Source organism: Gardnerella sp. c23Ub_4, from assembly GCF_055804115.1.
On record NZ_JANUYO010000002.1, the window covers coordinates 52,107 to 64,446 of the forward strand.

Genomic DNA, 12,340 nt, shown 5'->3' on the forward strand with positions numbered 1-12,340 from the left:
TTGTGCTAATTATACAAGAAAAAATCTATATTGACTAGCCTTTATATATTGTATATTTGTTATTTTTACTCGTCTATTTTCATTACGCTCCCATCTAGCTTCATTACGTGTTGTATACAATGAAGCTTTGCTTTTGAACACTGAAACTATTGCTCTGTACTCTGAAACTTTGATTTAGAGCATCATATTATTTCTTACTATATTATGCTTGTAATACTGTATATCCCCACTTCACAGGGTGGGTGCAAAGTGTGTGCACTTTTTAACGTTAACATCCTGTGCACTCAACCCTAGAGCGTTGATATCTTCCCTCAAACAGCAAAATCACACTCAAAAACCGCGAGAACCCAGCTTGAAGCCACTTCGCATTAAACCTTTTAACGATAGCCCTCGCAAACCCCTGCTACATAAGGGCAAAAATGCACCCACCTAATCAGCCCTAGACATCAATACGACACTCTCGACGTGAGATTGTTAGGTTAAATTTGGAAATTGGCTAAGGTACTTGTTTTTCCTGTGTTGCTGCGTCTATTAGAGGAGGTTGTTTCATTCAGCTCTTTCTATCCTTGATTAGGCTATTTCAAGCATATAATTTCTATTCCATCTAGCGAGCCTTAAAAATAGGATTTTATTTTACTTCCGTCTTTGTCCCTCATATTATTAATTTTGTCGCTAAGAAGTTCAAAATTGCAAATATCATTCTTAAAATCATTGTACTTTCTATAATCATCAATCATCTCTGTTAAAGTCCTACCTTTGCCTCCATGTTGTATAGCAGTATTTACTCTTCTGATTTTTCTATCAAAAGGCTCACATTTTTTGTATTTGATTACTTCATCCATAAAATCAAAGAGAGGCGTATCAGGTTTGGCATCCCATAATACAATTAGCCACATGATTGCGTTATACAGTTGTTTTGCAGTTTCATTCCAGGTCACATTTTTTAAGCTATTAGTACCAGTAGTATTACTTTCATCACCGTTTGAATCTCTGTAATTAACTTTTAGGGGATTAAAAATTGGTAGCCCTTGATGCTTAATTAATTCAAGAAAATCTCTTGCTGCACCCATACCACACTGAATTATTTCTAGCTCCCCATCATTTCTTCTCTTAGCATTAAAAATATAGTATTCATTTTGAATAATAGGCCCTGCATCACTATGTTTACTTTGATTTTTTAATAGTTTTATATGTGCTCTAGGATGAATTTCGTAATCTTGAGCAATCTTTTCTCTTGTTGCATGTCCTCTGCAATCCATATCTCGACTCCTTCCTATTTCTTCGAGCTATATTTTTTCTTCTTTCTAACAATAGTCCCATCCTCTCCAACTTCCACATTACTCCGAGCCGCCATCTCAAGCTCAACGGCTTCAAACTTCTCTTTAGAAATAATTCCGGAATGATGATCCGAATACAAATATTGCCTGTCAGAACCGCCTGAATCAGCTATAGCCACATCGCCTGTATATTTACGCCTAGTCAAAGTGCTCTCAACAGCCCGTTTACTCCAACTGTCTTTCCCCTTTGGAGACTTAACACCTTTACTTTTTAATCTTTCAATAATTCCAACAACGCTTAAACCTTCTAGATACCAATCAAAGATAGCTCTCACTACCTTCGCTTGCTCTTCATCAATAATCAGCATGCCATGTTTATCTTTTTTATAACCATAACAAACTCTGCTATAAAGACCTAATGTGCCATCTTCAGCTCTATGTTTTAAGCCAAAGCGTATATTTTCACTTCGCCAATCATTCTCTGCTTGACTACAAGCCTGAACCACGCTAATTAAAAGTTCATCATCAACCGTTTCCGTATCAATCTTATCAGCCTCAAAAATAATTCTCGTGCCACAAGCTTTAAGCTTTCTAATAGCCTCTAAGCCTTCTTTCGTATCACGACCAAAACGGCTCACACTTTTAGTAAGAATAATATCAAGATTACCTTTCTCGCACTCATCAATCATTCGATTAAACTCGTTTCTTGAAGATCCAACCTTAGCTGAAGCAACATCAAGAAAAATATCAGCAACAAACCAAGTCATGTGAGAAGCAGCAAGACGAGTAAGACCAGACACTTGAGTAGAAAGACTATCCAGCTGCTCTTTACGATTCGTACTCACACGAGCATAAATACCCACAGCATAATCCTTAACAACCCGCTTAGGTTTGATGACTATCACATCTTTATTTAGCTCATCTATCTTATCCATAGCCATCTCTCCTTATTTTTAGACTAACGAAACTTAGATTTCTCCTCCATGATAATTAGCCTAAACCTTATTTTCCCACTCCACAGGGTGGGTGCAGGGTGGGTGCAGGGTGGGTGCACTTTTTAACGTTAACATCCTGTGCACTCAACCCTAGAGTGTAGACATGTTTCCTCAAACAGCAAAATCACGCTCAAAAACCGCGAGAAGCCAGCTTAAAGCCGCCACGCATTAAACCTTTTAACGATAGCCCTCGCAAACCCCTGCTATACAAGGGCAAAAATGCACCCACCCATTAAGTCATTGACATCAAAACAACACTCTCCACGTGATGAGTGTTGGGATATATGTCGAACGCGCGCAAAGACTGAACGCTGTAGCCAAGCTCCTTAAACGTACCAACATCGCGAGCAAGACTAGTCGGATCGCAAGCAACATACACAACGCTTCTAGCCCCAGACTTCGCAATCTGCTTACAAACTTGAGCTTTAGCACCAGCGCGAGGAGGATCCAACACAACAACATCTGGATGCGCAAATCGGCGCACAATCTTAGATGACTTACTCGCCTTAAACACCTGCGATTCAAGAGTTTGTGCAACATCACCTTGCAAAGCTTCAACAACATCCCTGCTAAGCCCTGCGCGCCCAATGTTTCGCCTTGCGTTCTTTACAGCAATCGGCGCACCCTCAATGCTAAGCACGCGAGCTGGCTCTGCAGCGCCAGCGAAACCTGCAGCACCAGCAGCATCTCCGCCAACATTAGCCAAAGTCGCAAGCGGAATCGTAAACAAACCAGATCCAGAATACAAATCCCACAAAACCGTATTCTTAGTGCGACCACCAAGCGCAGAACGGACTAATCCCAAAACGTAGTTCACTAAATGCTCTGGAGCTGCGCGATGAATCTGCCAAAAACCGCGCGCGTCAACATCGTAGTCAAAAGTACGAATACGCGATGAATCGCCAGCAACCGCAACGCGCACGCGCTCGCGCAACAATGCCGAGCCTGCAACCAACTCATCATTTACTATAAGCGCATAATTTTCGCCAATCGCACTAAGAAGCGCAGCCTTGTCATTAAAATCCAAACCATCAACCCGAGGCTCTGGAACAGCAAGACGAATTTGCGCATTTGGCGAAAAAGAACGATTCCACAAGTCCAAAGAATCCGCAACTGCTAAAACCGCGCGCGACGCAAGTGGCATAGTATCAATCGCAATGCGATCATGCGACTCGCGCTTACGCATAGACAATCGGCCTTCATCATCCGCAACCAACTCCATGCGCGTACGCCAATTAAATCCGTTAAGCTCCTCGTCCCCTGGAATGCGCTCAACGTTAACATCACTATCCAAAACATCTATATGCGCTAAGCGCTGGAATTGATTGGCAATTACGGAAGCCTTCCAACGAATCTGACCAGGCAAAGAAACGTGAATTAAATCCGCGCCGCCAACTCCGCCGCCCTGAGCCAAAGGACCAGCGAGCTTCCATTGCGGCTCCACACGATCCGCACTAGGCTCCAAAACTTCTACAACTTCGCCGGTAAAAAAGTGCGCTTTTGCACGCATCGGCTCATCCATGCGCACAACAACCAGCTCACCAGGGAGCGCAAATCGCACGAATACAACGCGTCCTTCGAGATGACCTACGCATCTGCCTTGATCCGCATATCGCTCGATTCGCATCGTTATTTGCATAGACTACCCCTTAGTTTTGCTTCTCTTCACTTTGCTTTTCGCTAATCTGTTTTTCGTCAATCTGCTTTTCTTCACTATAATTTTCTTCTCGATTTTTATGATGAAGACGCATAAATGGCGTTGCAATAATCAAGTAAGAAACCCAAATTGCCAGCGCCCAGAACGGCAATCCCATAAGCAATCGAACAGTGCCAAGCCACACAACGTGATTCGTCAAATATAATGGCACTTGCAAAACAAGCCTCAGCGCAAAAACACCAATCCACAATCCAGTAACATACATATATGCACGCTTAAGTGGCCTGTAATCAAGCCATTCGTGCAGCCACGCGCCAAAATTTTCCGTAGGCATTTTGCGAATCGACTCAATCACAAGCCCGAGAGCTGGAACGCGCGCAATCAGCGAAATCGCAAGAAGTGCACCATAAACAGCGTTTGTAATAAAACCCATCATGTAGTAGTCGCGAGCTTGATGACTAGTCCACACCCAAATAAGGCAAATCCCTACGGAAACAAGCCCACTTAGCGCGCCCATAATCGATTGGCGTTGAATAAGTCGCGCCACCACTTGCAAAACTGCAAGAGCTGCAGACGCAATAACTGTTGTTTGCACGTTTCGCGTTACAACAAAGCAAATAACAAACAGTAATCCTGGAAGCATGGATTCGATTACGCCTCGAACGCCGCCAATGGAGTCAATCACAGAAAACGCTTTTCCATCGGATCCAATGGAAGCTAAAGAGGCTAATCCTGAGCGTTTTTTGCTGCTCGCATTTTTTTCCAAGACAATATCCTTTGCTACATGACTTTTACTAACGACTTTTACTAACGACTTTTGCTATTCGACTATTCGACTTTTGCTAACGACTTTTGCTATAAAGCTTTACTAACGAACTTCAGAGAACATTGGACCGCGAGTTAGCGTAGTTTTGACTTCTACCTGCTGATCTGCGCCAAGTGGCCCCTTTGGACGGCCTGGAATTTCACCAGAATCACCAGCAGAATCGCCAGAACCACCATTGTCAGAATCTCTAGGAACCGAAACATCATGCATTGGAATCATATCTCGAGGAGCTAATGGCTCACTGCCTCGGTCTACAACAATGTCGCTAAACCACTTGTTAAGTAAAACAGTTTCATCGCTAGCCTTTTTTGAATCGCCAGCAGCTACACCAGAAAAGACTCCACGAAGCATCCAACGCGGACCGTCAACTCCAACAATTCGCGTATCTACAGTCTTATCTTCAACTTTAACTGGCAATATAATCTCTTTGCCAAAAACGCCATTCACTTCCCTGGCATCAGAATTTCCCTTAAGCAAATCCGCGCGAACTTCGCTCCAGATTCCTTCTGTTTTAGGAGCTGCAAACGCCTCAACTTCTACACTAGAAGACCTATACGTAACTGTTATGCCAAGGACTTGGTTAGACTCGCGCTGCTTTTTTACGCGCAACTCTATTCCTTGCAAATACGGAATACGAATAGCTCCGAAGTCAATATATGTACTTAAATCAGGAACTTTTTCGTCTGAAATATTCCAAGGTCCTCTAAGATTTCCTCGACCCAAATACGTGTCTGCGCTGTATCCGCCTTCAATAAGCTCGTTTAAGGCCGAATTTTGGGATTGCAAATCCGCAAGATTTCCAGCATTTTTACTATCAGCTTTAGCCTTGCGCTTTGACTTAAACCATCCCATGATTCCTCTTTTCTAACGGCCAATGCCACTTTTACTCAACTTCACAAGATTACCACAAGCAAAGCAAAATCACACATTGTATCTTATGCTTAGCGCAGCATGATCCGACCAACGCGAATCGTAGCTTGGCGCGCGATCAATCACAAATCCGCAAGCAGTTTCCGCAAGCTCTGGAGTTGCAAATTGATAGTCTAAACGCCATCCAACATTGTTATCAAAAGCTTTGCCGCGCTGACTCCACCACGTGTATGGCCCTTGAATATTGCCAGCAAGCATTCGCATAACGTCTACAAATTCATACTCGTTAATCCAGCGGTCGATATACGCGCGCTCCTCTGGCAAAAATCCAGCACTTTTCTCATTCGCTTTAGCGTTTTTAATGTCTAGAGGAGTGTGAGCAATATTAAAATCACCACACAAAATCGCCTGATTTCCGCCACTTGCAGCAATATCTCTAAGCTCCCCTAATCGCGTAAGCATAGTGTCTAAAAAGCGGAATTTTTGATGCATTTTCTGCGGATCGTCAACATTTCCAGCGTGAACATACACGCACGCAACCGTAATATCATACCCTTCAGGCGTATGTACGTCGGTTTCTATCCACCGCCCAGAATCCACGTCTTCGCTTAAACCAGGCAGGCCATAGCGCTGACTTACAACTGGCAAAGATGTTACAAGCGCTACTCCAGCACGGCCTTTTATATCGCAAATCTGATTTGTAACGCAAAATTGCTTGTCACCTTGCACAGATTCACCTTGCACAGATTCACCTTGCACAGATTCATTTTGCACAGATTCATCTTGCACAGATTCATTTTGCACAGATTCACCTTGCACAGATTCACCACTTTTAGACGCATACAAATCCTTGATTTTGCACATAATCGGGTCAATCGCATCTTGCGGAGCGCGAACCTCTTGCATACACCACACATCTGGAGTGTGGTTTTGCACCCAATCAAGCATCCCCTTGCGCTCTGCAGCGCGAATACCATTCAAGTTTGAAGTTGCAATAGTAATCATAAAATCCACTCTAATCGAATATGCATATTACAAATGCATATTACAAATGCATATTACAAAATAACGAATAATTGTATATTTATATCAATAATTGTATCTTTGCACACAGCTTTGCTACAGATTTTCCACTACCTTGACGCAACAGAAAGCATCCAATTTGCACGATTTTCCGCTTCTTCGTTAGAAACACAAACCATAAGCACGGTATCATCGCCAGCAACCGAACCTAAAATCCCCTTTAACGGCTGTCTATCAATAACACTAGCAACATATTGAGCAGCACCCGAAGGAGTGTGAATTACAACAATATTATTAGCAAATCCAACTTCTGTAATAAGACCAGAAAGAGTTCTTGCAACTTGCTGATCAATCCTAACCGTATCCATTGCGTGACGGTTGCCAGTGCCATCTCCCAAGACGTACGCAATTCTGCCATCTGTAAGACGAATTTTAACAGCATTTATCTCGTCTAAATCGCGACTCAGAGTTGCTTGAGTAACATCAAAACCATTACGAGCCAAAACAGAAGCAAGCTGCGATTGAGAAGTAATAACCTCGCTTAAAAGCGCCTGCTCAATCGCGTTTAATCGTGCAGCCTTGGTTGCAGGACGTTGCTTGCCAGCAGAGTCATTATCATCAAAATTCCCAAAATTCTTCTTTGCGTGAGTCATAGCTGGCAAACCTTTCTAAAAAAACTATTCCAATCTAATATACATGTATATATGCATAACTTTCCGTATATTTACCAAGATTGGCTAATATTTACTAATATTTATTGATCTTTATTAATATTTGCATATTGGATATAACGAATATACTGAATAAAAATCACAATAAAATCACAATAAAAATGCGGCCAAACAACTAAAGAATAGTTATTCAGCCGCATTAATCAAAAGCTAATTCACGATTTTACACGCGCAAAGTTGCATGCAAATCTTTAGCCGCTTTTGTAATAGCTTCTCGAACCGCTTCCATTTCTTCGCCAGAAAGCGTACGATCTGCAGCTCTAAACGTTACCGAATAAGCAAGAGAGCGCAAACCATCTGAAAGCTGCTCGCCTTCATAAACATCGAACAACTCTATAGACTCAAGCAAATCGCCAGAAGCTTTAACAATAGCTTTCTCTAAGTCGCTAGCACTCAAAGAAGAAGGAGCAACAAACGCAAAGTCCTGCTTAACAGGTGGGAATGTAGAAACAGGCTTTGCTTGAACAGGCTTAACTTGCATAGCATTAAACAATGCGCTCAAATCAAGCTCGAATGCTGCAGAATGCTTTGGCAAATCCAAATTCTCATTCACGCTAGGGTGCAGCTCGCCAACAATGCCAATTTCAACATCGTCGCCGCCATCAACAGCAACAAGCACTTTGGCAGTACGTCCTGGATGCCAAGAAGCAGGAGCATCGTTTGCACTAAGCTGACAAATCTTAAAATCAACGCCAATGCGCTTTCCTAAACGCTGAACAGCTTCTAGAGCATCGCTGTAATCAACGTCTCGATGCGTACCAAGCCAGCCAGTTTCTTCTGCTTTGCCAGTAAAAAGAGCTGCAACATGCAAAGGCTGCTTAGGCAAACCTGCATCCAAAGCTGCAAGCTGAGCATCCGTAGGGCGAACCGAGCCAGGCAAAGCAGGAATTGCAGGAGCATTAGGATCTGCAAAATACACGTGGCCAAGCTCATAAAGCGAAACATTGCTCAAACCGCGGCGAATATTTCTGCGAACCGTTCCAGCCAAAGTGGTAAGAACATTCCTGCGAAGCCAAGGACGATCGCCAGCCAAAGGATTTGCGATTTTTACGCTAACTTTAGCAACAGAATCAACGTATTCGCGGAAAGCTTTAAAATCTTCCTTACCAACAAATGGGTAGCTCAAAGATTCAACCAAGCCCATTTCTGCAAGCTCATAAGCAATAGCTCTACGAGTTGCTTGTTCCTGCGTTAAACCAGTTTTGCCAGTAACAGGAACAGCTGGAACCTTAACAGGAATTTCATCGTAGCCAACCAAGCGCGCGATTTCTTCAACCAAATCGCATGGATCATTCAAGTCTGGGCGCCAAGTTGGAGGCAAAACAGAGAACGAACCATTTCCGCCGCCAGCAACCGAGCAACCAATATCCGTAAGAATATCGCTAATGCGGTTCAAATCAATGCTTAAGCCAGAAACGCGCTCTACCTCGCTAGCTTTGAAAACAATAACGTTTCTATCAACAGTATTGTTTACGTCTGTAGGCGTATTAGAAGGCTCTCCAGAGCCAAACTCGCTAAGCATTGTAACAGCCATTTGCGCAGCTGCAGGCTGAAGCTGAGTATCTACTCCGCGCTCAAACCTACGAGAAGCCTCGGTTGGAAGCTTGTGTCTACGAGCTGTACGCGCAATAGAAACGGGATCAAAGTGTGCAGCTTCAACAAGAATATTCTTTGTTTCGCTTGTTACTTCTCCATACATTCCGCCCATTACACCAGCAAGTCCAAGAACACGCGAACCGTGATTTCCCTTTGGAGAATCGCAAATAAGCAAGTCCTCAACGTTAAGCTCTCTATCTTTGCCATCTAAAGTTGTTAAATGCTCTCCAGCTTTAGCGCGGCGAACAACAATAGGACCTTCAATCTTATCTAAATCATAAGCGTGAAGAGGCTGACCCAAGTCAAGCATTACGTAATTTGTAACGTCTACTGCAAGAGATATTCCACGCATTCCAGCGCGAGTCAAACGCCTACGCATCCAATTAGGGCTTGCGAATTGTGGATTAAAGTTTCTAACTACACGCGCGTAGTATCGATCGCATCCAACAACACCATGAATAGGGTTTGTATCTTCAATGCTAACTTCAATATCTGTAGACGCGTTTTCAACAGAAACTTGACTTGCCTTATTATTAAGTTCCACTACAGGATCCGTGTATGCAGCACCAGTTGAATGGTGATATTCGCGCGCAACACCCCTGTACGAGAACGCGTATCCGCGATCAGGAGTGATGTTAATCTCTAGCAAAGGCTTGTTTAAGTGAAGAAGCGACATTGCGTCATCTCCAGGCTTTAATGCCTCGTATTCTACTTTAGAGAATCCATATTCGCGAAGCAAAATAATGCCATCGTGACTATCTCCCAAACCAAGCTCGCGCTCGGACGCGCACATTCCATTAGAAATGTGGCCGTAAGTTTTGCGAGGCTCAATCTTAAAATCGCCAGGCAAAACAGCGCCAGGAAGAGTTACAACAACCTTTTCTCCAGCAGCCATATTTGGAGCGCCGCAAATAATTCCACGAGGAACCTTATTGCCATTTTCGTCTACTTCGTTGTATTTATCTCCAACATCAACATGGCACCAATTAATAACCTTGCCGTTTTTTTGCGGCTCTGGAGTAGCATCAACAACGTAACCTACAACAATAGGACCTGTAACTTGAGAATCGTGAATCTCTTCTTCTTCTAAGCCAACTCGCACCAAATCTTTAGCAAGCTGATCATAAGTCAAACCTTCTGGCACTTCAACATGATCTTTAAGCCAGTCAATATCTACCATTGGCATGAGTTACTCTCCCATCACAAACTGTTCTGCGAAGCGCTTATCGCCTTCAACTAAATCGTGCATATCGTTAATATCGTGACGAAGCAGCAAAGTGCGCTCCAAACCAACACCGAAAGCAAATCCCGTATAAACATCTGGATCTAAGCCTGCAGACTTAAGAACGTTCGGGTTAACCATTCCGCAACCGCCCCATTCAATCCAACCTGGGCCACCCTTTTTATCTGGGAACCAAAGATCCAACTCCGCGCTAGGCTCCGTGAACGGGAAGTAGCTTGGGCGCAAACGGCTTTTTGCATCTGGGCCAAACATTGCAACAGCAAGACGATCAAGAACACCCTTTAAATCTGCCATGCTTAAGTGCTTATCTACAGCCAAAGCTTCGCATTGATGGAAGACTGGCGTATGCGTTGCATCAAGCTCATCCGTGCGGAACACGCGACCTGGGGATGCAATGTACAGAGGAACGCCTCGCTCAATTAGCGCGCGAACCTGGTCGGAAGAAGTTTGCGTACGCAAAACCATGTTAGATCCAACAAATCCTGCAGCATCCTTCGCCTGATTTCCTTGCACGTAGAAAGTATCTTGCATTTGGCGAGCAGGATGATCTGGACCAAAGTTCAACGCGTCAAAATCAAACCACTCTGTTTCCACCTCTGGACCTGCAGAAATCTGCCAACCCATAGACACAAAAAAGTCTTCAAAATCTTCAATAATACGCGCAATAGGATGGCGAGCGCCAAGCAGCTTACGATTTATTGGCAAAGTCATATCGACTGTTTCTTTTTGAAGCATGTTTGCTTCTTCTAGAGCTTTAATACGCTCTTGAGCCGCCGCAAATTCCCTACCAAAATCAGCACGCAAAGCAGACATTACTTTGCCAGCTTCTTTCTTTTCTTCTACTGGAAGACTTCCAATAGCTTTGCTAGCAAGTGTCATTGCAGACTGAGCGCCAGCATACTTAGTTTTTGCCGCTTTTAAATCTTCCATTGTTTTAGCGGCTTGAACACAAGCAATGCCCTCTTTTACTACCTTTGTAATTGACTTTGCGTCAAATGGCTGACTCTTTGCCACAGCACCCTTCCTATCCGTGTATGCGTACTTTTGTGAAGCATTCAAAAAACGTCTCAAATCCCCATTTTTCGCTCATGACTAGACATAGCCAAGCCCATTAGCATTACCGCTGCACTGGTTGCTAAGTTCATTGATTCCGCTTTTCCGTAGATTGGTATTACCGATATTTCGTCTACTTTATTTAAGACTTCTTGCGGCAATCCTCTGGCTTCGTTTCCAAATAATATTGCGACATTAGAGGTGATATTATCGGCGATAGACTCATTATTAGAGGTGACATTAGAGGCGATATTAGACTCATTTCTAAACGAATCTAAAACACTCGCAAACGACTTTGGTTTTTTATTTTCCGTTCCGTAAATATCTGCAGCAATCACTTTGATTTTTGCATTTTTTGCCCAATCAAACCATTCGTTTTCGCTCATTTTTACTACTGGCAAGTGGAATAACGATCCTGCACTAGATCGAACAAGCTTTGAGTTAAATCGACTTACGCAATCGTCAACAAAAACAACAGCATTGCATCCAGCTACGTCTGCAACGCGAATAATCGCCCCAGCGTTGCCTGGGTCTCTTACTTGCCAACATGATGCAATTAATATGTCTTTATTGTTGCAAGATTTAGCATCATCGACAACTTCTTTCTCAATCTCATCAATCTCACTAATCTCATCGATTTCGCTAATCTTGCCAATCTTATTAAATTCTTTACTAAATTCTTCGTCTAAAACCTTAGAATCGCAAAGTGCAACAATCCCCTGGCAATCCGTGCTGATTTTTCGCATAACTTCTGCTGTTGCAGGATGAACATAGCAATTATTCTTTAATGATTCGTCAACGATTTTAGCGATAACTTCTATAGGGCCACCACTACTAACGCTACTATATCTACGATTACTGCCACTATTAACAGCATCTTGCAAAACATAAATGTCTAAAATCGACTTATGCACGTACCGTACAGCTTCCCTAACGCTTTGCGGTCCTTCAACTAAAAAGCGCCCATCCACTCGCGATTTTGCACGACTTATTGCGCAAATACGCTTAACGCGATCGCTATGCGCGTTGTCTATTAACTCTTTTAACGGCATAATATCACTCTACTTTA

The 12,340-nt window shown here is 43.2% G+C and carries 10 protein-coding genes; all 10 read right to left on the reverse strand.

What is annotated here, in order from left to right; all coding sequences use genetic code 11:
• Window positions 1-614 precede the first annotated feature (614 nt).
• The 10 genes from NYP67_RS04860 to NYP67_RS04905 all read right to left on the reverse strand — a co-directional run bounded on the left by NYP67_RS04860 (window position 615) and on the right by NYP67_RS04905 (window position 12,323).
• Window positions 615-1,259 carry a hypothetical protein gene (locus tag NYP67_RS04860; protein ID WP_205411957.1) on the reverse strand — a complete coding sequence of 215 codons (645 nt, stop codon included), beginning with the start codon at window positions 1,257-1,259 and terminating at the stop codon, window positions 615-617.
• A gap of 14 nt (window positions 1,260-1,273) precedes the next feature.
• Window positions 1,274-2,212 (reverse strand): recombinase family protein, encoded by a 939-nt coding sequence (locus tag NYP67_RS04865; RefSeq protein WP_115761595.1) that lies wholly within the window; start codon window positions 2,210-2,212, stop codon window positions 1,274-1,276.
• 292 nt (window positions 2,213-2,504) lie between these two features.
• Complete coding sequence (locus NYP67_RS04870) at window positions 2,505-3,911, reverse strand: class I SAM-dependent RNA methyltransferase (protein WP_473411250.1); 1,407 nt, start codon at window positions 3,909-3,911, stop codon at window positions 2,505-2,507.
• 10 nt (window positions 3,912-3,921) lie between these two features.
• Window positions 3,922-4,695, reverse strand: coding sequence for a DUF3159 domain-containing protein (locus tag NYP67_RS04875; RefSeq protein WP_473411251.1), 774 nt, complete (start codon window positions 4,693-4,695; stop codon window positions 3,922-3,924).
• Between the two features lie 102 nt (window positions 4,696-4,797).
• Complete coding sequence (locus NYP67_RS04880; protein WP_415701101.1) at window positions 4,798-5,607, reverse strand: DUF3710 domain-containing protein; 810 nt, start codon at window positions 5,605-5,607, stop codon at window positions 4,798-4,800.
• Between the two features lie 69 nt (window positions 5,608-5,676).
• Entirely contained in the window at window positions 5,677-6,630 is a 954-nt protein-coding gene (locus NYP67_RS04885) for an exodeoxyribonuclease III (RefSeq protein WP_473411252.1), read from the reverse strand.
• A 128-nt stretch (window positions 6,631-6,758) separates the two neighbouring features.
• On the reverse strand, window positions 6,759-7,301 hold the full coding sequence (locus NYP67_RS04890) for an arginine repressor (protein ID WP_004132008.1): 543 nt from the start codon (window positions 7,299-7,301) through the stop codon (window positions 6,759-6,761).
• A 241-nt stretch (window positions 7,302-7,542) separates the two neighbouring features.
• A complete protein-coding gene (gene pheT, locus NYP67_RS04895; protein ID WP_473411253.1) occupies window positions 7,543-10,161 on the reverse strand; it encodes a phenylalanine--tRNA ligase subunit beta in 2,619 nt (872 codons plus the stop codon).
• Window positions 10,162-10,164: 3 nt separating this feature from the next.
• Complete coding sequence (pheS, locus tag NYP67_RS04900; RefSeq protein ID WP_473411254.1) at window positions 10,165-11,232, reverse strand: phenylalanine--tRNA ligase subunit alpha; 1,068 nt, start codon at window positions 11,230-11,232, stop codon at window positions 10,165-10,167.
• A 53-nt stretch (window positions 11,233-11,285) separates the two neighbouring features.
• A complete protein-coding gene (locus NYP67_RS04905; RefSeq protein ID WP_473411255.1) occupies window positions 11,286-12,323 on the reverse strand; it encodes a TrmH family RNA methyltransferase in 1,038 nt (345 codons plus the stop codon).
• Between the last annotated feature and the right edge of the window lie 17 nt (window positions 12,324-12,340).

Coding starts and splice junctions, on each gene's coding strand:
- NYP67_RS04860 (WP_205411957.1), bottom strand. CDS start 1,259: ATGGATTGCAGAGGACATGCAACAAGAGAAAAGATTGCTCAAGATTAC.
- NYP67_RS04865 (WP_115761595.1), bottom strand. CDS start 2,212: ATGGATAAGATAGATGAGCTAAATAAAGATGTGATAGTCATCAAACCT.
- NYP67_RS04870 (WP_473411250.1), bottom strand. CDS start 3,911: ATGCAAATAACGATGCGAATCGAGCGATATGCGGATCAAGGCAGATGC.
- NYP67_RS04880 (WP_415701101.1), bottom strand. CDS start 5,607: ATGGGATGGTTTAAGTCAAAGCGCAAGGCTAAAGCTGATAGTAAAAAT.
- NYP67_RS04885 (WP_473411252.1), bottom strand. CDS start 6,630: ATGATTACTATTGCAACTTCAAACTTGAATGGTATTCGCGCTGCAGAG.
- NYP67_RS04890 (WP_004132008.1), bottom strand. CDS start 7,301: ATGACTCACGCAAAGAAGAATTTTGGGAATTTTGATGATAATGACTCT.
- pheT (WP_473411253.1), bottom strand. CDS start 10,161: ATGCCAATGGTAGATATTGACTGGCTTAAAGATCATGTTGAAGTGCCA.
- NYP67_RS04905 (WP_473411255.1), bottom strand. CDS start 12,323: ATGCCGTTAAAAGAGTTAATAGACAACGCGCATAGCGATCGCGTTAAG.